Below are 19716 nucleotides of genomic sequence, written 5' to 3'. Positions count from 1 at the left end.
TTCTAATGCTTAGCCCTTGAGGATCGAGCGGCCTGCATATTCAGCGGTTTCGCCCAGCATCTCTTCAATACGGATCAGCTGATTGTATTTGGCAAGACGATCTGAACGGGACAGCGAACCGGTTTTGATCTGGCCGCAATTCGTTGCCACGGCAAGGTCGGCAATTGTCGAGTCTTCGGTTTCACCCGAACGGTGCGACATCACATTGGTGTAGCGTGCACGATGAGCCATATCTACGGCCTGCAGCGTTTCGGTCAGCGTGCCGATCTGGTTGACCTTCACCAGCATCGAGTTCGCACAGCCTGCGGCGATGCCTTCCGCCAGACGGCGCGGATTGGTCACGAAAAGGTCGTCGCCAACCAACTGCACCTTGTTGCCCAGCGTGTCGGTCAGAAGCTTCCAGCCTTCCCAGTCGTCTTCCGAGCAGCCATCCTCGATCGAGATGATCGGGTAATCCTTCACCAATCCTGCGAGGAAATCGACGTTCTCGGCGATCGACAGCGATTTGCCTTCGCCTTTCATTTCATAGCGTCCGCCCTTGAAATATTCGGTCGAGGCGCAGTCGAGGGCGAGATAGATGTCCTCACCCGGACGGAAGCCTGCCTTTTCGATGGATTTCAAAATGAAATCAAGCGCATCGCGAGCAGAGTTCAAGTTGGGTGCAAAGCCGCCTTCGTCACCGATGCCGGTGTTATGACCCGCCGATTGCAGTTCTTTCTTCAGGGTGTGGAACACTTCCGAGCCCATGCGGATGGCGTCACGGATATTGTCCGCGCCAACCGGCATGATCATGAATTCCTGAATGTCGATCGGGTTGTCGGCATGTTCGCCGCCGTTGATGATGTTCATCATCGGCACTGGCAGAATGCGGGCCGGGGTGCCACCGACGTAGCGGAACAGCGGCTGGCCGGTGTATTCGGCAGCGGCCTTGGCCACGGCGAGCGACACACCGAGAATGGCATTAGCCCCAAGACGCGATTTGTTTGGCGTGCCGTCCATTTCAATCATGGTGCGGTCGATGCCAACCTGCTCGGTCGCATCAAAGCCCACCAGTTCTTCGGCGATTTCACCGTTGACGGCCGCCACGGCTTCGAGAACGCCCTTGCCTTTGTAGCGGCTCTTGTCGCCATCGCGCTTTTCGTTGGCTTCATGTGCGCCGGTGGATGCGCCCGAGGGCACTGCCGCACGGCCGAAGGCGCCGCTTTCCAGGGTGACGTCCACCTCGACGGTGGGGTTTCCGCGGCTGTCGAGAATTTCGCGGGCGTGAATGTCGATGATCGTGCTCATGGGGCTCTCCCGTGGCGTGAAAATTTGGGTGCTCTCGCCGGCGTCTTTACCCTGCGACGGGGCTTATGGGAAGTGTAGAGAACCGAGAGAACGACGGAAGTTCTGCATTGCGGCGTTCTTCATGGCAGCGAACGAGAAGGAGCGCGCGATGGCCAAGGAAGATCGGCATCATGAGGATGGAAGTTTTGGGCAGGATTTCCCGCGTTTCCTGAACCGCCGTGCGGCACTGGGCGGGTTGGCAGCAGCAGGTGGTGCCGCGACCTTGGCTTGGGTCTGGTGACCTCAGGCGCGCGCAGAGGTTTCGGGCGTGGCTGCGGATGGAAGCCAATGCATCATGCCTCCCGAAGAGACCGCGGGTCCATATCCGGCCGATGGCAGCAACAGCCGAAACGGGCAGCTCGTCAACGTTCTGTCTGAAAGCGGGATCGAGCGGACTGATCTGCGCGGCAATCTGGGCGCCGACGGGACGGTAGCGCAAGGGGTGCCACTGGAGGTTGAATTTCGGCTTGTGAATGTGGATGCCGCATGTCAGCCGATGGAAGGCTTGGCGCTGTATCTTTGGCATTGCGATGTGCAGGGGCGCTATTCGCTTTATGACTTGCCCGAGGCGAATTATTTGCGCGGGCTTCAGGTCAGTGCCTCCGATGGAGTTGTAAGGTTCAAGACCATCTTTCCGGGCTGTTACCCCAGCCGCTGGCCACATATGCATTTCGAGGTATTTGACAGCAGAGAGGCCGCGGCAAGCGGCAGACAAGCCCTGTTGACTGCGCAGATTGCGCTTCCCGCCGACGATGCTGCGAAGATCTATTCTACGGTTTCTGAATATGGCGACAGCGGTCGATATCTTTCATCGCTGTCGATGGAGCGCGACAATGTTTTTTCCGACAATACGCCGACCGAGCGGGAGGCTCAGACGTTGCGTCTGACGGGTGAGCCGGGCAAGGGGCTTGTGGGGAAGGTCATCGTCGGGATCAGGCCCGCCTGATCGGTCAGGACTTTCGACGCAGAGTTTCCCGCCAGAACGCATAGAGGCCGGACCCGATAACCAGGGCAGAGCCAATCCATGTTGCGGTGTCTGGCCGCTCACCCAAAAAGACTGCGGCGATGATCGCGGCAAAGACCAGGCGCGTATAGCGGAAGGGAGCCACGACAGAAACCTCTCCCTGTCGCATGGCGGCGGTGACGGCCCAGTATCCGACCAAGCCGGTCAAAAGCGCCCCTGCGAGATCGGGCCAGCGATCTTGGGCGACAGGTTGCCAGCTGTCGCCTGCAATGGCCATCAGGGCCAGTCCTGCCGGGACCAGACCCATATAGGCCCAAGTGGTCAACTGGAATGTCCCGATGGACGGGGGCATGACGCGGGTTGCCAGATCACGACCAATCAGGACGATGACACAGAACACCGTCAAAAGCCCTGCTGGGCTGAACCCTTCGGTGCCGGGGCGCAAAATGATCATGACACCCAGAAAGCCCACGCCGATGGCTGTCCATCGCCGCCAGCCGACCGGTTCTTTCAGGATCAGGGCGGCCCCCATGGTCACAGCCAAAGGCGAAGCCTGCAAAAGAGCCGCGTTGGTGGTCAGCGGGATCAAAGCCAGGGCCGTAATATAAAGCATCGTCGCCCCGGCCTCGGAGGCAGAGCGGAGGAGGGCAGGGCCACGCAGTGCGGTCATCGTCAGAATGGGCTGACCTCGAAACGCGGCTATGATCCAAAAGCAGGCAGCACCTGCAATGCCCAGCATGATGATCACCTGACCGGGTGGAAGCGCCATTGCCGAGCGTTTCAGGAAAAGATCTTCGAAGGCAAAGGCCAACATGGACCCCACCATCAGGATTGCGCCTCGAAGATTGTCGGATTGGTTCACTTTGCAGGCTTTTTCATCGGGATGCCCAAGAGTTCAAGTCGATGCCCGATGAGCCGATAGCCCAAACGCGCTGCGATCTTTTCTTGAAGTGCCTCAATCTCGGGGTCCACGAACTCGATCACCTCTCCAGTGTTCACATCAATCAGATGATCGTGGTGATCGCGTTCTGCGTCTTCGTAACGGGCGCGGCCATCGCCGAATTCCAGCTTTTCTAGTATGCCAGCTTCCTCGAACAGCTTGACCGACCGGTAGACCGTTGCAAGCGAGATACGCGGATCAATGGCCGAGGCGCGGGCGTAAAGCTCTTCGACATCCGGGTGGTCTTCGGCCTCTCCCACCACGCGCGCCACGATCCTGCGCTGTTCGGTCATGCGCAGGCCCTTGGCTTCACAGCGGGCGATGATGTCAGTCATGGGCTTGGTCCGTCTGGTCTTTGACTCGCTTTAGCGCAAGCCATGCAGCAGCGCCACCCTTGGGCTTACCCGTAGATCGTCGGTGCACCCAGCCGTTCGTGCAACGCATTCACTTCGGCGGGTTCCAATCCCAATCCTGTGGCAAGTTGGTGCAGGTACTCGGCTTCGGCGCGTTGGTCCAGATCAATCGCCATCAGAGAAACGCAGTAGGCCTTTTCCTCTAGCCCACGTGGGATGTCGTTCAGGAGGTTGTCCAAATCCGGAGCCGAAGACAGTTCTTCGTTGATGAAGTTGATCTCGGCGCGGGACGCTTCTCCGACGGCTTCCATCAGTCGCGCTTTTTCTGCTGCATCGAGTTGTCCGTCAGCCTTTACCGCGTGAATCATACAGCGCAGCATCAAAGCGGCTTCCAACTCGGCCTCTTCTTCATCACCAAGACTACGCTTTTGCCCGGCCTCAAAGGCGTCGCGTGCGGATGTGGTTCCGCCCAGCATGCCGCCCAAAAGATCCCCCAATCCGCCGCCAGACTTGCCGCCCAGCAGATCTTCCAGCCCGCCCTTTGGCGTGGTCTTTCGACTGCGGCTTGATGTGCGCGTGGTGCTGAACAGATCATCCAAACCGGTGGTCGACTTGCGTGTCGTGGTCTTGCGGGCCGAGGAGGTCTTGCGTCCGCTTCCCAAGATTTCGTCCATGATCCCTTCCAAATCGTCGGGCGAACGATAGGGCTTTCCGGTGCCTGTCTTTCTGGTGGACGTCGATGTGCGCGTTGTTGTCGTACTGCGGGATGTGGTGATCGTCTGGACCCCCTTGGCGACGGCGATGCCAATAGCAACTTTGGTCAGTGTCTTCAGAAGGCTCATGATCTTACCCTTTCCACTCGTTCACGCCCGACCAATCTACCTTGCCTTGCCGTGGACAAAGGTCAACGACAGATTGCTTGACCTGACAATCGGCCTTCGGGTCTGTTGGCGGTTAACACAGGGGGTGGCACTTGCAGAAAGACAGGCTGGATGGGTTCGGGGCGGTTTCTCTGATCGGCGTCACGCTGCTTCTTGCGGTTAATCAGGTGATCGTCGTTGAAGTCAATAAGGGGCTTCAGCCCGTGTTCTTTGCCGGTCTACGGTCTGCCATGTCTGTGTTTGCCGTCGGACTGTGGATGTGGTGGCGGGGGCGTCCCCCGGTATTCAGATCACAAGATATAGTGCCCGGCTTGCTTGTTGGAGCAGTTTTCGCGGCAGAATTCCTTTGCCTGTTTCTGGCGCTTGATCTGACGACGCTTGGCCGGGCCAGTGTGATCTTTTACTCGATGCCACTTTGGCTTGCCCTGATGGCGCATTTTGGGCTGCCCGGTCAACGGATCACGCGGATCAAGGCCATCGGTCTGGTCATCGCGTTTATGGGAACGGCAATCGCGATATTGGCGCGTTCCGATGGCACAGGCGGTTCATTGATCGGCGATCTCTTGGCGCTTGGGGCCGCGCTTGGATGGGCAGGCGCCGCGTTTCTGGCGCGGAAGACGAGCCTGAGCGAGGTCGGACCAGAGATGCAGCTTTTCTGGATGGTGCTTGTCTCGGGACCGATTCTCCTTGCCGTATCGCCCCTGTTCGGAGAACTGGTCCGAGCGATTACATTCTACCATATTTTGGGGCTACTATTCCAATCGACCGCAGTGATAGCGGGAGGCTTTATCTTTTGGCTATGGCTTCTATCGGTATACCCCACCGCAATTGTCGCCTCCTTTTCGTTCCTGACCCCTGTCTTTTCGTTGGGGTTCGGTGTGCTGCTCTATGGCGAGCATGTCACACTGCCGATCTTGTTTTCGGCAACATTGGTCGGGATGGGAATCGCTCTGATCAATCGCCGCAGTGCAGCGACAGGCGCGCGTGAAATTAAGTCTAAAACTTAGGGGGTTGGGCCAAGTATGCCCGACACTTTGGAAAATCCGAATGTTTCAACTGACTGTCCCGAGCTTATCCCCAAACCTTCCCACAGGATGTCTGTTTGCCCTGAATCAAGTGTTAACGAACGCGTGAAGGGTCTCGCCCGAGGTCAAGTCAGAAAAATGAGTCTCAGAGCAAAAAAACTCGTTGATCCCTGGCGCTGATTACGACAGTTTGACGACGCAGGCTGAAGTGCCACTAAATATAGTGGTGGCGAGGCGGAGCAGAGACTCATCACCAAAAGCAGGCAAATTGGCCTGAAATGTCTTGTCCATGGGGGTGGGCAAGGCGCGGAAGAGTTTTGACCCGCGCGCAAGGGACAGTCGGAAATTGAAATCAAGATGCCAAGCTGGACTGAACCGGCGGGCAGTCTAGGGAAGGTTGGGGCAAATGAAGATCGAGCGTAAGTTTACCAGTGAAACCACTGGCGCCTACGGTGCTATGGATTTCACCACCACCACATCCGAAATTCGCAACCCGGACGGCAAGATCGTTTTCCGGAACGAAGCCGTGGAAATCCCCGAAGGCTGGAGCCAAGTTGCGTCGGACGTGCTGGCCCAAAAGTACTTCCGCAAAGCCGGCGTGCCTGCTGTTTCGAAAAAGGTGCGTGAAAAGGGCGTTCCGGAATTCCTGTGGCGTTCGATCCCGGACGAAGATGCCTTGGCCAAGCTTCCTGAAGCAGAGCGTTTTGTCGGCGAAACCAGCGCCAAACAAGTTTTTGACCGTCTGGCTGGCGCATGGGCCTATTGGGGATGGAAGGGTGGTTACTTTACCACCGAAGCCGATGCTCGCGCCTATTACGACGAAATGCGCTTTATGCTGGCCAACCAGATGGCAGCACCGAACTCGCCCCAGTGGTTTAACACCGGCCTGCATTGGGCCTATGGCATTGATGGCCCGTCGCAAGGCCACTACTACGTCGACTACCAGTCGGGCAAACTGACCAAATCGGCCTCGGCCTATGAGCACCCGCAGCCGCACGCCTGCTTCATCCAGTCCGTGAAGGATGATCTTGTCAGCGATGGCGGGATCATGGACCTCTGGGTTCGCGAGGCGCGTCTGTTCAAGTACGGTTCCGGCACCGGCACCAACTTCTCGTCGCTTCGCGGTGAAGGCGAGAAGTTGTCGGGCGGCGGGAAATCGTCGGGCCTGATGGGCTTTTTGAAGATCGGTGACCGTGCAGCGGGCGCCATCAAATCGGGCGGCACGACCCGTCGAGCAGCGAAGATGGTGATCTGTGACATGGATCACCCGGACGTCGAAGACTTCATCAACTGGAAGGTCATTGAAGAGCAGAAAGTGGCCTCTTTGGTCGCTGGCTCGAAAGCCCATGAACAGCGCCTGAACGAAATCTTTGCGGCGATCCGCGAATGGGATGGTTCTGCCGAGGATTCGGTTGATCCGGCAAAGAACCCCAGCCTGAAGGCTGCCATCAAGGCTGCCAAAAAGGCTATGATCCCGGATACTTACACCAATCGTATCCTGCAGTACGCGAAGCAGGGCTTCACCTCGATCGAATTCCCGACCTATGACACCGATTGGGATTCGGAAGCCTATATCACTGTCTCGGGCCAGAACTCGAACAACTCTGTCCGCGTGACGGATGCCTTCCTGACTGCTGTCAAGAACGACGAAGACTGGGCCCTGATCCGCCGGACCGACGGCAAGGTGGCGAAGACCATCAAAGCGCGCGATCTGTGGGATCAGGTGGGCCATGCCGCTTGGGCCTGTGCAGACCCCGGCATCCAGTTCCACGATACGGTCAACGCTTGGCACACCTGCCCGGAAGATGGGCAGATCCGCGGCTCGAACCCTTGCTCGGAATACATGTTCCTTGACGATACGGCCTGCAACCTTGCTTCGATGAACCTGCTGACCTTCTACAAGGACGGCAAGTTTGATGCGGACGGTTATGTTCACGCCTCGCGTCTGTGGACCGTAACGCTGGAAATCAGCGTGATGATGGCGCAGTTCCCGTCCAAGGAAATCGCGCAGCTGTCTTATGATTTCCGCACCCTTGGCCTTGGCTATGCCAATATCGGCGGCCTCTTGATGAACATGGGCTTTGGCTATGACTCGGTCGAGGGCCGTGCCCTTTGCGGCGCGCTGACGGCTGTGATGACGGGTGTGTCCTACGCCACTTCGGCCGAGATGGCCAAAGAACTTGGGCCGTTCCCGGGATATGAGCGCAATGCAAAGCACATGCTGCGCGTCATCCGTAACCACCGTGCTGCAGCGCATGCCTCTGCGACCTATGAGGCGGTGAACGTCAACCCGGTGGCGCTTGATGCCGCCAACTGCCCCGATCAAACACTGGTCTCGCTGGCCAAATCCTGCTGGGATGAGGCACTGGCGCTTGGCGAACAGCACGGCTATCGCAACGCCCAGACGACCGTGATTGCGCCGACCGGCACCATTGGTCTGGTCATGGATTGCGACACCACCGGAATCGAGCCTGACTTCGCGTTGGTAAAGTTCAAGAAACTGGCTGGCGGCGGCTACTTCAAGATCATTAACCAATCAGTTCCGGCAGCTTTGGAAAAGCTGGGCTACCCCAGCCACCAGATCGCAGAAATCGTCGCCTATGCCGTTGGACATGGCTCTATCGCTCAGGCGCCGGCGATCAACCACACCTCGCTGATCGGACACGGCTTTGGTGCGCGTGAGATTGAAAAGATCGAAGCCGCGCTGCCTTCGGCCTTTGACGTGCGCTTTGTGTTCAATCAGTGGACGCTGGGTGAGGACTTCTGCACCAAAACCCTTGGCATCCCGGCAGCTAAGCTGAACGATCCGTCATTTGACCTGCTGCGCCACCTTGGCTTCACAAAAGCCCAGATCGACGCTGCAAATGACCACGTTTGCGGGACCATGACGCTGGAGGGCGCGCCCTTCCTGAAGACCGAACACTACCCGGTTTTCGATTGCGCCAACCCCTGCGGCAAGAAGGGCAAGCGGTTCCTTTCGGTCGAAAGCCACATCCATATGATGGCTGCCGCCCAGTCCTTCATCTCGGGTGCGATCTCGAAGACGATCAACATGCCGAACTCGGCCACGATCGAAGAGACCTTGGCCGCCTATGAACTCAGCCATTCGCTGGGGATCAAGGCGAATGCGCTTTACCGCGATGGTTCAAAGCTGTCGCAGCCGCTGGCCGCTGCTCTAATCGAAGATGATGAAGAGGCCGAGGAAATCCTTGCCAGCGGTTCGCCGCAGGAGAAGGCAGCCGTCATCGCTGAAAAGATCATCGAAAAGGTGATCGTGAAAGAGATCGTTCGGTCAAACCGCGAAAAGCTGCCAGAGCGTCGCAAAGGGTATACCCAAAAAGCCATCGTGGGTGGCCACAAGGTTTACCTGCGGACCGGAGAATATGCCGATGGTTCTCTGGGCGAGATCTTCATCGACATGCACAAGGAAGGTGCTGGCTTCCGGGCGATGATGAACAACTTTGCCATCGCGGTTTCGGTTGGCTTGCAATACGGCGTGCCGCTGGAAGAATTTGTCGAGGCCTTTACCTTCACCCGCTTTGAGCCGGCTGGCATGGTACAGGGCAACGACTCGATCAAGAATGCGACGTCGATCCTGGACTACATTTTCCGCGAACTGGCGATCAGCTATCTGGACCGCACCGATCTGGCGCATGTGAAGCCGAAGGGCCATTCCTTCGACGACTTGGGCCGTGGAGATGATGAAGGCAAAGCCAACGTTGCCCCTGTTTCGGAAAGCGCCGCATCCAAGTCCCTGGAAGTGCTGAAGCAAATCAGCTCGACCGGCTATCTGCGCAAGCGTCTGCCGCAGGAACTGGTCGTCCTTCAGGGCGGTATGGGGGCAACAGCTTTTGGCACTGACGGGGCCGCCGCTATGGCCACGATGATGCCTGAGGCGCGTGCGACTGGCTTTGCCGAAACGACCTCCAGCTTCGCTCTTGGGACCGCTCAGCCGATGGATGCCCGCGCGAAAGCCAAGATGCAGGGCTATGAGGGCGATCCTTGCGGTGAATGCGGCAACTACACGCTGGTCCGCAACGGCACCTGCATGAAGTGCAACACCTGTGGCGGAACCTCGGGCTGCTCGTGATGTGAAACCTGCCTTGGACCAAGACCCAAGGCCTGCCTTCGGGCAGCGTCAAGATGGCCCCGGTTTCCGGGGCCATCTGCGTTTTCAAGATGCGTTCACTTGCGGGGCAGGGAGTTTTCGCGCAACGTCGCCCCATGACAAAAGCGACCGACCGCCCTTCACCTCCCGTTGTTCGCATCCGCATCGTTTTTGGTGCGGATGAGATGATTGGTCCCGGCAAGGCAGAGCTTTTGGAGCGCATCGCCCGCACGGGCTCTATCGCAGCAGCAGGCCGTGAAATGGGAATGAGTTACAAGCGTGCCTGGGACATTGTCAGCCGTCTGAACGCGATGTTTTCGGCGCCTTTGGTGGAAAGCAGCAGGGGCGGGGCAAAGGGGGGCGGCGCGGTCTTGACCGAGTTCGGGCAAGAGATCGTGTCGCTGTACCGGAGGTTTCAGGAAAAGGCTGCGATTGCAGGGGCCGAAGAGCTTTTGGCTTTGCAATCGAAGCTCAGCGATCTATCCGGTGGGAAATAACGCTTGACGTATCTGTCATCTGCAACCGATATATTTCTGAGAATATTTCCAAAGGCAGAGAACATGATCCCCCAATTTCGTCGCCGACATGCTCTCGCCGTCATTGCGACGATGCTGTTTTCGGCGTTTTCGGTTGAGGCAGAGGAGGCACCTGTTATTGCGGCGGCCTCGGACTTGCAGTTTGTCCTGACAGAGATTGCTTCGGATTTTCAGGCGGAAACCGGGCAGGAAATCCGTCTTTCCTTCGGGTCGACAGGTAATTTCGCGCGACAGATCCGCGAAGGAGCGCCGTTTCAGATGTTCCTTGCAGCCGACGAATCTTTCGTATCTGCCCTATATGCCGAAGGACTGACGAGAGACGAAGGCAGCCTTTATGCGCTTGGACGGCTGGTGATGATCGTGCCAGAAAATGCAACCCTTAGGGCCGATTCCAATCTGGACGACCTTGCCACAAAGCTGACCGACGGCAGCCTTGCGCGCTTTGCCATCGCGAACCCTGACCACGCGCCCTATGGTGCGCGAGCAAAGGAAGCCTTGATCTCGCGCGGGCTTTGGGACCAGATTGAGCCAAAATTGGTTCTTGGTGAAAACGTCAGCCAAGCCGCGCAATTCGCTCTCTCAGGCAATGCCGAAGGCGGCATTATTGCCTATTCTTTGGCTTTGGCCCCGGATCTGGCGGGCAAGGGCACCTACACTCTCCTTCCCGAAGAATGGCACGAGCCGCTAAGACAGCGCATGGTTCTGTTAAGGGATGCAGGTCCGGTGGCGCAGGATTTCTATCGCTATATGCAGACCGAGCAGGCACGGGCCAAAATGAAATCCTACGGCTTTACGTTGCCAGAAGGTGAGTGAGGATGGACTGGCAAGCCCTGTCCCTTTCGCTTTGGCTTGCCGCTTGGACAGTGGCGCTTCTGCTGCCTGTTTCAATCTTTGCCGGTCGGTTCCTTGCTTATCATCGGTTTCAAGGAAAAGCCGTGATCGAAGCGATGGTAATGTTACCGTTGGTTCTGCCCCCGACAGTGCTTGGTTTCTACCTGCTCACGTCTTTTGGGCGCGGCTCAGTGTTGGGCGAGATCTGGCAAGGTCTTTTTGGTCACACGCTTGCCTTCAGCTTTGAAGGCTTGGTCCTCGCCTCGGTTCTGGTCAATCTACCCTTCGCCATCCAGCCTGCGCAACGTGGCTTTGAGGCGGTGCCGCGCGAGGTGCGAGAGGCCGCTTTATGTTGCGGGCTGTCGCCGTGGCGGCGGCTATGGAAGATCGACCTTCCGATGGCTTGGCCGGGCGTCCTGACCGCGATGGTGCTGACCTTTGCTCACACGCTAGGTGAATTTGGTGTGGTTCTGATGGTCGGTGGGTCGATCCCGGGAGAGACGAAGACCATCGCAATCTCTATCTATGACCGCGTACAGGCTTTTGATGAACGCTCAGCGGCGTCGATGTCGGCCTTTCTCGTGGTGCTGTCACTGACCACCATTGTTTTGACGGTCGCTCTATCGGCCCGAATTGGGCGGAGGCTGTCGCAATGACGCTGGATGTCTGGGTTAAGGCGCAACATCCCGTCTGCCTGGATGTGGCTTTTCGCCTTGAGTCCGGTCAGCTTTTGGCCGTGATTGGCCCCTCTGGTGCCGGAAAATCTACGCTAATTAGGATGATTGCCGGACTGACACATCCGCAAGAGGGGCGGATCAGCGTTGACGGTGAGGTTTGGCTGGATACCGGTAAAAATGTCTTTCGTCCCACGCATCTGCGGAAAGTCGGAGTGGTTTTCCAGTCGTACGCCTTGTTTCCCCACATGACGGCGCTGGAGAACGTGGCCTTAGCGCTTCCAGTCCCCGATCGTGCAGAGGCAGAGCGGCTTTTGGACATGGTCAAGCTTGCGGGGCTGGGCGGTCGACGGCCAGCGGAATTATCTGGCGGGCAGCAGCAGCGCGTCGCAATGGCCCGCGCCTTAGCCCGGAAGCCGAACGTGCTATTGCTGGATGAACCGTTTTCGGCTGTGGACCGGGCGACCAGAGAAACACTCTACGCAGAAATCATCGCGCTGCGGGCCCATCTTCATATGCCAGTCGTGCTGGTTACTCACGATGTGCATGAGGCGCAGCTTCTTGCAGACCGGATGCTGGTCATTGATCGTGGAAAGACGGTGAAGACCGGAACCACGGCCGAAGTCATGGCCGATACCGAGGCGTTGCGCGTCATGGGCCTGCGCGAGGCGGCGGCGATGTTGCGCGCGCGGGTCGTCGCCCATTTGCCTGACGGCCTCAGCCATCTGCAGGCCGCGACCGGGCCACTTTACTTGCCGAGGGTCGATGCCGAGCCGGGCGCATGGTTGCGTGTTCGGATCATGGCTCACGACGTGATCCTATCGAAGGAACTGCCCTTGGGCCTGTCGGCACAAAATATTCTGTCAGGGCGTGTATCGAAGATCATGCCCGGAGTTGGCCCCGGGGTCATGGTTCATATCGCAATTGGCGAAGATGAGGTTCTGGCCCGGATTACGCGCCGGGCAGTGGACCAACTGTCCTTGGCAAAGGACGACCAGGTCCATGTCATTCTCAAAACCATGTCAGTCGCGCGGGGGAATGCCGCGCCTGTTCAGTCTGACTGATCTATCCACAGTTTACTTGAATATCTGGGGATAACATGCCGAATCGTTTGAAGAATCGGATTTGGCCGGTCATCCCGATTGGGTGGTTGGCGGGGATGATTTCCGCGATCAGACCGAAGCTGACAGAGGATGCCCTATTGTGGATACGCCGATGGAATTGATTGTCGGGACGAGACGGGTGGTTCCGCAATCTGTTGAATGGATTGAAGGTGGTATCGTTGCCAACGTTAACGGTAGCGCCTTTCTTTCGCTCTTGGATGCGACGTTCAGTGCCGAGAATGCAGTTGAGTTGCGTGGCGGGGGCGCAGGTCAGGGGCTGCGATCTATGGTCGTGACAGAAATCACGATGCATGGCCGATCGACCTTTGTTACTCTGCAAGACACAGGTCTGCGCCCGTCTGTAAACTGAGGGTAAGCAGTTTCCGTTGTCTTGCCTGAAGGGGGCAGCGGTTGGTGGCCTTATCTTCTCCCCATAATCTCCATGCTCTGCCAAGTTTTCGATTAACCAAGCACCAAGCAGGCCATCCAACCGGGTGGCCGGCCCAGCAAACCAAGTTTTCGTTCAATTGGTTGCTGTCCTAGGAAGATGGTGCTGGAGGCGGCACCTTCCCCAATCTGGATCTTCGGAAGTACAGGCGCCTCATCTTGGTGGACAAGCAGTTGAGACAGCCTTGGATTTTCTATCTATTCGGGAACGTTGTTGGCAGTCACACTCTTGGTATTGTTGAGAGGATTAGAGCGCGACGAGTTTCGGGATCAAAGTCCTCAACGGACTCAAACGTCGTTACTTCGGCAGATTGGCGCCATCGTCCATTCGTAATCTGAAGTATCAAGCCTCAGCAGGCGCGCCCTGCCGCAAAGCAATAGGTGGTTTTAACAATTCTTTGGTATGAAAAGCAAAAGATCCCCATATGGGATCTTTAACATGCCACAATCTCAGGGATTTTTGGCTCCGGCGGTAGGGATCGAACCTACGACCAATTGATTAACAGTCAACTGCTCTACCGCTGAGCTACGCCGGAACACGTGGGCCGTATAGCAAGCTGAATCGGGGGCGTAAAGGGGGGTGGATGGGAAAAATCACGGTTCTTGGGTCTGAAGTGAAAAAACCGTGTTGTTGGTGATGGTGCCGCTGCAAGAAACGACATTTCTACTATAAAGATCAATGAGATGCGCAAGAATGTTGCGTGCGGCTGCAGGCAGGAGCGCTGCCGGGGTTTCCGTATATATACGCTTTGCAAGTGTCGCGCAGTCTGCGGGCGCGTGAGATAGGGCCCGTGCAATCTGTTGTTCTCTTTCCAAGCGATGCTCCAAAAGTTCTTCCAGTCGTTGTGAGACATGCCGCACAGCGTTGCCGTGTCCGGGCAGCATCAACTGCCAGTCGCGCAGCAAGAGCGCGCGGAGTGAAGCGAGATAGCTGCCCATGTCGCCATCAGGGGGCGAAACCAAGCTGGTGGACCACCCCATGGCGTGGTCGCCCGAGAAGAGGATGTCGCCAAAACGCAGGCATATGTGTTCGGCCATATGTCCGGGCGTGTGCATCACTTCCAACTCTCCCCAATCACCTGAGAGAATTTGACCAGCGACCAGCCGTTCGTCGGGGCGAAAGTTGCGGTCGATTCCTTCACCGCCATGGCTCAATCCCTGCTGAGCGAGGGCTCTCATGAGTTCAGAGCGCGCTTCGCCGGCTGCGCCTAAGGCAAGAGTGGGTGCCCCGGTCTGCCGCGAAATCATGGGTGCTGCCTGAGAATGGTCTAAGTGGGCATGGGTTACGACAATCGCCGCTATCCTGCTTTTGGCAGAATGCAGGGATAAGAGAGCGTCCATGTGGCCGGCGATGGCTGGGCCGGGGTCGACAACAAGCAAGTTTCCAGAAGCACCGATGACATAGCTGTTCGTGCCATAGCCTGTCATGGGCGACGGATTCGGGGCCACCAATCGCCGGACGCCGGCTGCGACCTCTTCAAAGCTTCCGGTCTCCATCGCGCGCTTTCCTTCTGTCCTGTCTGGCGCTAGCCTCGCACCATGCGTCTGTCCTTCAAACCCGGTCTGCCGCGCAGCCTTTACGGTCGAGCGGCGCTTATTCTTGTCCTGCCCATCGTCACGATCCAATTGATCGTGTCCATTGCTTTCATTCAACGGCATTTTGAAGGTGTGACTCGTCAGCTTTCGCGGGGGGTGATCTACGAAATCCAATTGATCCGGCAAGAGCTTGCGGACGAAACGAATGTAGATCGGGCATTTTCTCAGGCCTCTGAGACGGCTGACGCTTTTGGGATGCAACTGGCCCTTACCGAGCGAGATCTGGCGGCGTCAGACAGGTCAGACTGGGATGACCTGACTGCAGGGGTTGTGTTCGACACGCTACGGGCGGGATTGACGGGGATCTATGTGATTGACCTCTCGTCCATGCGCGGCGGGGTTATCTTGACCTTGGAAAGTGCCAAAGGTCCAATTGAGCTGATCATCCCGCGGCCGCGAATTTCAGCGTCAAACCCCCATCAGTTGCTGGTCATCATGGGTTTGGCGTCTATTCTGATGACATTCATCGCCTATGTCTTTCTACGCAACCAGTTGCGCCCAATTGCCCGTCTTGCCGTCGCGGCCGAGGCTTTCGGCAAGGGTGATGTCGTAAGTTACCGGCCAAGGGGGGCGACGGAAGTAAGGGCGGCTGGTGCGGCCTTTTTGGACATGCGTGCGAAGATCGAGCGCGCCATCGAAACGCGAACGATGATGCTTTCCGGGATAAGCCATGATTTGAGGACTCCTCTTACACGGCTGCGTCTTGGTTTGTCTTTGCTGCCACCCGACGACGACGTCGACGCGTTGATGAACGACGTATCCGAGATGGAACGGATGGTTGACGAGTTCCTTGCCTTTGCAAGGGGCGATGCGATGGAAGAGCCGGTTGGGACGGATCCGCTGGCCTTGCTTCATCGAGTCGTCGAAAATGCGACTCGGGCAGGACTGAGGGTCGATCTGGAACCGGAAATCTCGGCGCCGAAAGAGGTGCGATTACGACCGCAAGCCGTCGCTCGCGCTCTTGAAAACCTTGTGGGAAATGCTTGCCGACACGGAAAGACTGTGACCTTGGGTCTAAAGTCCACAGAAAAGCAGATACGCTTTATTGTCGAAGATGATGGTCCGGGCATTCCAGATGCGCAAAGGGAGCGAGCAGTGACCCCTTTTGCGCGGCTAGACGATTCACGAAACATGGATCGCCGGGGTGGAGCAGGATTGGGACTGGCAATCGTGGCTGATATAGCGCGGAGCCACGGCGGAAGCCTTGTCCTGGGGAAGAGCGAAGCTTTGGGTGGTTTGAGAGCCGAGCTGCGTCTGGCACGTTAGGGGCTGAGGGTCTCTCCAAGCGGAGAAATGATCTTCCCGCCTGCCGCTATTGCATCCTCATGGTCATGCGTGACCAAGATTGAGGGGATATTCCGGGTACGTATCGTCTCGAAGACGAAGCCCCGTATTTGGTTGCGCATTTCACGATCCAAGCGGGAAAATGGCTCATCCAGTAACAGTGCGGCAGGTTCAGCAAGCAGCGCCCTCATCAGGGCGACGCGGGCTCTTTGTCCACCAGATAGCGTCGCGGGGTCCCGGTCCTCGAAACCCTCAAGCCCAGCCTGTGCCAAGGCCGCTGACACGGCTGCTGATCGAAGTTCCCGTCCCTCAAGTCGCGGTGGAATGGCGAACGCTAGGTTCCCGCCGACAGAAAGGTGCGGAAAGAGGACGTCGTCTTGAAACAGCAATCCGATCTTGCGCCGATGAGGGGGCAGCCGGCTGACATCTTGGACGTTAAGAAGAACGCGTCCACTGGCCTTGAATCCAGCGGGCAGGGCGCCAAGCAGCGCGTAGAGTGCGGTCGATTTCCCCGAGCCCGATGGCCCCATGATAGATAGCGTCTCGCCAGGGTTAATCATGACGTTCAGGTCAACCAACAGGCCGTTGGAGTTCGACACTTGCAGTTTTTCAAGCGTGAGCATTCTGTTCATGTCTTTGTTTGGAGGTCACGGCGATTTCGGAACACGAGATTGGGGATGATCAGAGCCAAGGCAAAGCCCAAGACTGGCAACAGAGATTGAGCTAGTCCATACGCGCCGATGATGCGTCTGTTCCCACCTGAAGACAAAGCCACAGCTTCCGTGGTCAGAGTTACAACGCGACCGCCTCCGGTCAGCAACGTCGGTAGGTACTGGCCAATAGAGACAGCAAGCCCCACCGCGAATGCTGTTAGGATCGGGCGAAGAAGGACTGGGAGGCGAATTGCCCAGAAGGCTCTCCGCGGAGTTGCTCCTAGGCTGGCTGCAACTAGCCCCAGCCTTGGGTCGACACTTCGGAAGGGGCCTGAAAGCGAAAGATAGACATATGGCAAGACAAAGATCAAATGGACTGCCGCAACCGCGACCCGCGTTCCGTCCAAGCCGAACCAGAGAGCAAAGAGCTGTAAACCGGGGAGAAACCCAATCTGCGGTATTATCAGTGGAAGATAAAGAACCGCTGAAGCAAACGGGTTTGGTACAAGCTGATAGCGATGCTCTGCCTCCAGGCAGGCGAGGACGAGGGCGAGGGCAACGGAAGCAGACCAAACGGCAATCAAGAAGGTGTCTCTTGTCCTTTCAAACAGGACAGCACCTGTTTGCATCCAAGTCTTTGCGGAAAGATCGCTTGGCCAAGCCTGAGGGAAAGGCCACATAACGGCAAAGGACCAAACGGCGAGTCCGGCAAGCCCCAGAAAGAGGAAGGCCGAAAAGCCTAATCCAAAGACAATTCCAAGGGCGCGACCAGGGATGTCCAGCCAGCGGGCCCGGAGGCCCCGTAGAACGAAGTATCTGAATCCCGCTCCGATCGCCCATTCGCTGATGCGCCAACCGCCAATTGCCAAAATCACGGCCAATAACTGGAACAAGGCTGCCCCTGCTGCTGTGCCGCGGTTCGCAAGACTTGCCTCATTCATCCAAACGACAATCTGGACCGAAAGAGGCGGGGGCAGATTGGGGCCCAAAATCATGGCCATTTCGACAGTAGTCATCGAATAAGCCAGAACGGCGTAAACCGGAAGGCGGAGTTGTTTATAGAGGGACGGCAGAACAGCCACCAAAAATGAAACGGTTTTTCCTGCGCCGAGGGTCTGTGTTTGAAGAATGCGGCGTGTTGCATCAGTTTGAGGAAGCGCTGCCAGTGTCATCAGCAGGAGGAACGGCAGCTCTTTTGCGATCAAGCCGACTATCAGCGCCCATCCTCCGGGATCGTTTATGACAAGGGCATCTGGGGGAAGTTCCCAACCGGTAAGCCACGGTGAAATCGCCCGAGCGATCCAACCGGATGGTGCGATGAGGAATGCGATCCCCAACGCTGCCGCGGCGTGTGGAACGGCCAGCAATGGTGCGAGCATGTGCTGAACTACAGAAAAGGCCCGGCTACCGGTTAGGGATGACACGATCACCATGGCCAAAACGAATGACACAAGTGTCGAGAGCAAGCCGGTTTTGAAAGATAGATAAAGGGACTGGAAAAAGCCTGGCCACAGCCACGCCGCCCTCAACCCGTTGAATCCATCTGCAATCGCCGGAGTGACCGTTCCCAGCACCCCCGCGATTGTCGGGCCCAAAAGAAGCAGAAGTGTCAGGCGCGGCGCTTGCCGAAGCACCCCGCCTGACACGATCTTACTGCGCCACACCGTAACGCTCGACCCAATCCTGACCTATGCGAACCATCCAGCTTGCGTGAGGTTCCAGAAGTGCTGGGCCAATTTGGTCGGGACTTAAAGTTGCAACTCCAAGTTCCAAGGCCTCAAAGCGAACCCTTTCGGCTTCTGGAAGGTTCGCAACGTCCAATACCGTTTGAAAACCAAGGACGTTCGGATCCTGTGCCCGCGCCTGAACTTCGGGGGACAGCAGGAGGTCGGCGATCACCTTTGCCCCAGCGGTATTCGACGAATTGAAGGGAATTGCGACGAAACTGGCGTTGCCAATGGTTCCGCTTTCGAAGGTAAAGGTGCGCATGCTGTCCGGTAAGTTTCCTGCGGCGATTTCAGCACTCGCCCGTCCGGGATTAAATGCAAAGCCGATCTGGATTTCACCGTCGGAAAGCAGCTGGCCAAGAGCGGGTTCATTCTGTGGGTAGGCTTGGCCTTGGCGCCAAAGTGACGGGGTGACTTCGTCCAGAAAGGACCAGATCGGAGCGACGGCGTCGGCATAGCTCGCCTCGTCCACAGGTTGCTGCAAGATCGACGGATCAGACATTGTTCCATAGGCGATTTGCTTCAGGAAGGTTGTGCCAAGATAATCTGGTGGCTGGGGATAGGTGAAGCGGCCAGGGTTCGCTTTGATCCAGTCTTTTAGGTCGGAAAGCGATTTGGGCGGCTCGGCAATGACTTTGCTGTCATACTCAAAGACAAGCTGCGCCATAGCCCACGGGCTTTCGAAACCGTCAGTGGATAATGTGAAGTCAGATACAACGGCCGGCTTTCCTGTCACATCAACCAGACCCCAGTTCGGAAGGCTGCTGGCAAAGGGACCGTGCAAAAGATCGTTTGCGCGCATAGCCGCAAAATTCTCGCCATTGATCCAGATGAGATCGACGGCCCCGCCTTTGGTAATGCCTGCATCTCTCTCTGTCAGGACACGCGTGACGGCATCTGTGGTTGAAGCAAGTTTCACATGCTCGAGTTTAACGTCGTAACGTTCTTTGGCCTGCTCCCCGACCCAAGCGATGAAGGCGTTGATCTTTTCATCTCCACCCCAAGCATGCCAATAGACTGTTTGACCCTTGGCTTCATTGAGTACGGCTTCCCATTCCTTCGTGCCTGCAAATGCGGGCATGGCAGACATGCCGACGACGGCGGTTGCCGCGAAAATAAAGTCTCTTCTTTGCATCATCCTGCTCGCCTTGGCTGGTCATTCATTTGAAGTCGATGGTTCGGCTAGGTTAGGGGTATGGTGCGTTGCCGTGTGCTTTCAAGCGCAAATCGAAAATGCCTTCAGTAAATGCACGTTGGCGTGACAGGTG

Annotated in this window: 18 protein-coding genes and 1 tRNA gene; 10 read left to right on the top strand and 9 right to left on the bottom strand. The window is 57.3% G+C overall.

The annotated features are described in order from the left end of the window. Positions 1-9: 9 nt before the first annotated feature. Complete coding sequence (gene eno / locus ACSBLW_RS04565; protein ID WP_435259050.1) at positions 10-1287, bottom strand: phosphopyruvate hydratase; 1278 nt, start codon at positions 1285-1287, stop codon at positions 10-12. A 121-nt stretch (positions 1288-1408) separates the two neighbouring features. On the opposite strand from eno, the gene ACSBLW_RS04560 reads away from it, so the two are divergent. Beyond that, a complete protein-coding gene (locus ACSBLW_RS04560) occupies positions 1409-1567 on the top strand; it encodes a hypothetical protein (protein ID WP_435259049.1) in 159 nt (52 codons plus the stop codon). Between the two features lie 27 nt (positions 1568-1594). Further along, complete coding sequence (locus tag ACSBLW_RS04555; RefSeq protein WP_435259048.1) at positions 1595-2272, top strand: hypothetical protein; 678 nt, start codon at positions 1595-1597, stop codon at positions 2270-2272. A gap of 4 nt (positions 2273-2276) precedes the next feature. On the opposite strand, the gene ACSBLW_RS04550 is transcribed toward ACSBLW_RS04555, so the two are convergent. The 3 genes from ACSBLW_RS04550 to ACSBLW_RS04540 all read right to left on the bottom strand — a co-directional run bounded on the left by ACSBLW_RS04550 (position 2277) and on the right by ACSBLW_RS04540 (position 4425). Beyond that, entirely contained in the window at positions 2277-3152 is an 876-nt protein-coding gene (locus tag ACSBLW_RS04550) for a DMT family transporter (RefSeq protein WP_435259047.1), read from the bottom strand. Next, complete coding sequence (locus ACSBLW_RS04545) at positions 3149-3565, bottom strand: Fur family transcriptional regulator (RefSeq protein ID WP_435259046.1); 417 nt, start codon at positions 3563-3565, stop codon at positions 3149-3151. The genes ACSBLW_RS04550 and ACSBLW_RS04545 overlap by 4 nt, the downstream gene beginning before the upstream one ends. Before the next feature lie 65 nt (positions 3566-3630). Then, positions 3631-4425, bottom strand: coding sequence for a tellurite resistance TerB family protein (locus ACSBLW_RS04540; RefSeq protein WP_435259045.1), 795 nt, complete (start codon positions 4423-4425; stop codon positions 3631-3633). A gap of 131 nt (positions 4426-4556) precedes the next feature. Between ACSBLW_RS04540 and ACSBLW_RS04535 the strand changes: the two genes are divergently transcribed. From ACSBLW_RS04535 to ACSBLW_RS04505, 7 genes are all read left to right on the top strand, one after another. Further along, complete coding sequence (locus tag ACSBLW_RS04535) at positions 4557-5471, top strand: DMT family transporter (protein WP_435259044.1); 915 nt, start codon at positions 4557-4559, stop codon at positions 5469-5471. Between the two features lie 424 nt (positions 5472-5895). Then, entirely contained in the window at positions 5896-9579 is a 3684-nt protein-coding gene (locus tag ACSBLW_RS04530; protein ID WP_435259043.1) for a vitamin B12-dependent ribonucleotide reductase, read from the top strand. Positions 9580-9713: 134 nt separating this feature from the next. Beyond that, on the top strand, positions 9714-10094 hold the full coding sequence (locus ACSBLW_RS04525; protein WP_435259042.1) for a winged helix-turn-helix domain-containing protein: 381 nt from the start codon (positions 9714-9716) through the stop codon (positions 10092-10094). Positions 10095-10157: 63 nt separating this feature from the next. Beyond that, a complete protein-coding gene (gene modA / locus ACSBLW_RS04520; RefSeq protein ID WP_435259041.1) occupies positions 10158-10946 on the top strand; it encodes a molybdate ABC transporter substrate-binding protein in 789 nt (262 codons plus the stop codon). Positions 10947-10948: 2 nt separating this feature from the next. Further along, positions 10949-11620, top strand: coding sequence for a molybdate ABC transporter permease subunit (gene modB / locus ACSBLW_RS04515; RefSeq protein WP_435259040.1), 672 nt, complete (start codon positions 10949-10951; stop codon positions 11618-11620). Further along, complete coding sequence (locus tag ACSBLW_RS04510; RefSeq protein WP_435259039.1) at positions 11617-12702, top strand: molybdenum ABC transporter ATP-binding protein; 1086 nt, start codon at positions 11617-11619, stop codon at positions 12700-12702. The genes modB and ACSBLW_RS04510 overlap by 4 nt, the downstream gene beginning before the upstream one ends. A gap of 61 nt (positions 12703-12763) precedes the next feature. After that, a complete protein-coding gene (locus tag ACSBLW_RS04505; protein ID WP_435259038.1) occupies positions 12764-13111 on the top strand; it encodes a hypothetical protein in 348 nt (115 codons plus the stop codon). A gap of 538 nt (positions 13112-13649) precedes the next feature. Here the strand turns inward: ACSBLW_RS04505 and ACSBLW_RS04500 are convergent. Both ACSBLW_RS04500 and ACSBLW_RS04495 read right to left on the bottom strand, forming a co-directional pair. Beyond that, a tRNA-Asn gene (locus ACSBLW_RS04500) sits at positions 13650-13724 on the bottom strand. A 58-nt stretch (positions 13725-13782) separates the two neighbouring features. After that, entirely contained in the window at positions 13783-14685 is a 903-nt protein-coding gene (locus ACSBLW_RS04495) for an MBL fold metallo-hydrolase (protein ID WP_435259037.1), read from the bottom strand. Positions 14686-14727: 42 nt separating this feature from the next. Here ACSBLW_RS04495 and ACSBLW_RS04490 point away from each other — a divergent pair, with 42 nt between their 5' ends. After that, the gene (locus tag ACSBLW_RS04490; protein ID WP_435259036.1) at positions 14728-16050 is read left to right on the top strand and encodes an ATP-binding protein; all 1323 of its coding nucleotides are present in this window, start codon (positions 14728-14730) and stop codon (positions 16048-16050) included. Here ACSBLW_RS04490 and ACSBLW_RS04485 read toward each other — a convergent pair. The 3 genes from ACSBLW_RS04485 to ACSBLW_RS04475 all read right to left on the bottom strand — a co-directional run bounded on the left by ACSBLW_RS04485 (position 16047) and on the right by ACSBLW_RS04475 (position 19583). Beyond that, entirely contained in the window at positions 16047-16700 is a 654-nt protein-coding gene (locus tag ACSBLW_RS04485) for an ATP-binding cassette domain-containing protein (protein WP_435259035.1), read from the bottom strand. The genes ACSBLW_RS04490 and ACSBLW_RS04485 overlap by 4 nt on opposite strands. Next, complete coding sequence (locus ACSBLW_RS04480) at positions 16697-18187, bottom strand: ABC transporter permease (RefSeq protein WP_435259034.1); 1491 nt, start codon at positions 18185-18187, stop codon at positions 16697-16699. The genes ACSBLW_RS04485 and ACSBLW_RS04480 overlap by 4 nt, the downstream gene beginning before the upstream one ends. Positions 18188-18371: 184 nt before the next feature. After that, positions 18372-19583: an ABC transporter substrate-binding protein gene (locus ACSBLW_RS04475; protein WP_435259033.1), complete on the bottom strand. Its 1212-nt coding sequence runs from the start codon at positions 19581-19583 to the stop codon at positions 18372-18374. Positions 19584-19716 lie beyond the last annotated feature (133 nt).

The organism is Thioclava sp. FR2, assembly GCF_051200875.1.
Lineage (GTDB): Bacteria > Pseudomonadota > Alphaproteobacteria > Rhodobacterales > Rhodobacteraceae > Pseudotabrizicola.
The sequence above is the reverse complement of the archived record's forward strand: the minus strand, read 5'-3'. Positions and strand labels throughout refer to the sequence as shown.

Excerpts from the sequence above, each read along its gene's own strand:
- ACSBLW_RS04540 (WP_435259045.1), bottom strand. The coding sequence starts at position 4,425 with ATGAGCCTTCTGAAGACACTGACCAAAGTTGCTATTGGCATCGCCGTC.
- ACSBLW_RS04560 (WP_435259049.1), top strand. The coding sequence starts at position 1,409 with ATGGCAGCGAACGAGAAGGAGCGCGCGATGGCCAAGGAAGATCGGCAT.
- ACSBLW_RS04510 (WP_435259039.1), top strand. The coding sequence starts at position 11,617 with ATGACGCTGGATGTCTGGGTTAAGGCGCAACATCCCGTCTGCCTGGAT.
- modB (WP_435259040.1), top strand. The coding sequence starts at position 10,949 with ATGGACTGGCAAGCCCTGTCCCTTTCGCTTTGGCTTGCCGCTTGGACA.
- ACSBLW_RS04495 (WP_435259037.1), bottom strand. The coding sequence starts at position 14,685 with ATGGAGACCGGAAGCTTTGAAGAGGTCGCAGCCGGCGTCCGGCGATTG.
- ACSBLW_RS04475 (WP_435259033.1), bottom strand. The coding sequence starts at position 19,583 with ATGCAAAGAAGAGACTTTATTTTCGCGGCAACCGCCGTCGTCGGCATG.
- ACSBLW_RS04545 (WP_435259046.1), bottom strand. The coding sequence starts at position 3,565 with ATGACTGACATCATCGCCCGCTGTGAAGCCAAGGGCCTGCGCATGACC.
- ACSBLW_RS04490 (WP_435259036.1), top strand. The coding sequence starts at position 14,728 with ATGCGTCTGTCCTTCAAACCCGGTCTGCCGCGCAGCCTTTACGGTCGA.
- modA (WP_435259041.1), top strand. The coding sequence starts at position 10,158 with ATGATCCCCCAATTTCGTCGCCGACATGCTCTCGCCGTCATTGCGACG.
- ACSBLW_RS04525 (WP_435259042.1), top strand. The coding sequence starts at position 9,714 with ATGACAAAAGCGACCGACCGCCCTTCACCTCCCGTTGTTCGCATCCGC.
- ACSBLW_RS04530 (WP_435259043.1), top strand. The coding sequence starts at position 5,896 with ATGAAGATCGAGCGTAAGTTTACCAGTGAAACCACTGGCGCCTACGGT.
- ACSBLW_RS04485 (WP_435259035.1), bottom strand. The coding sequence starts at position 16,700 with ATGAACAGAATGCTCACGCTTGAAAAACTGCAAGTGTCGAACTCCAAC.
- eno (WP_435259050.1), bottom strand. The coding sequence starts at position 1,287 with ATGAGCACGATCATCGACATTCACGCCCGCGAAATTCTCGACAGCCGC.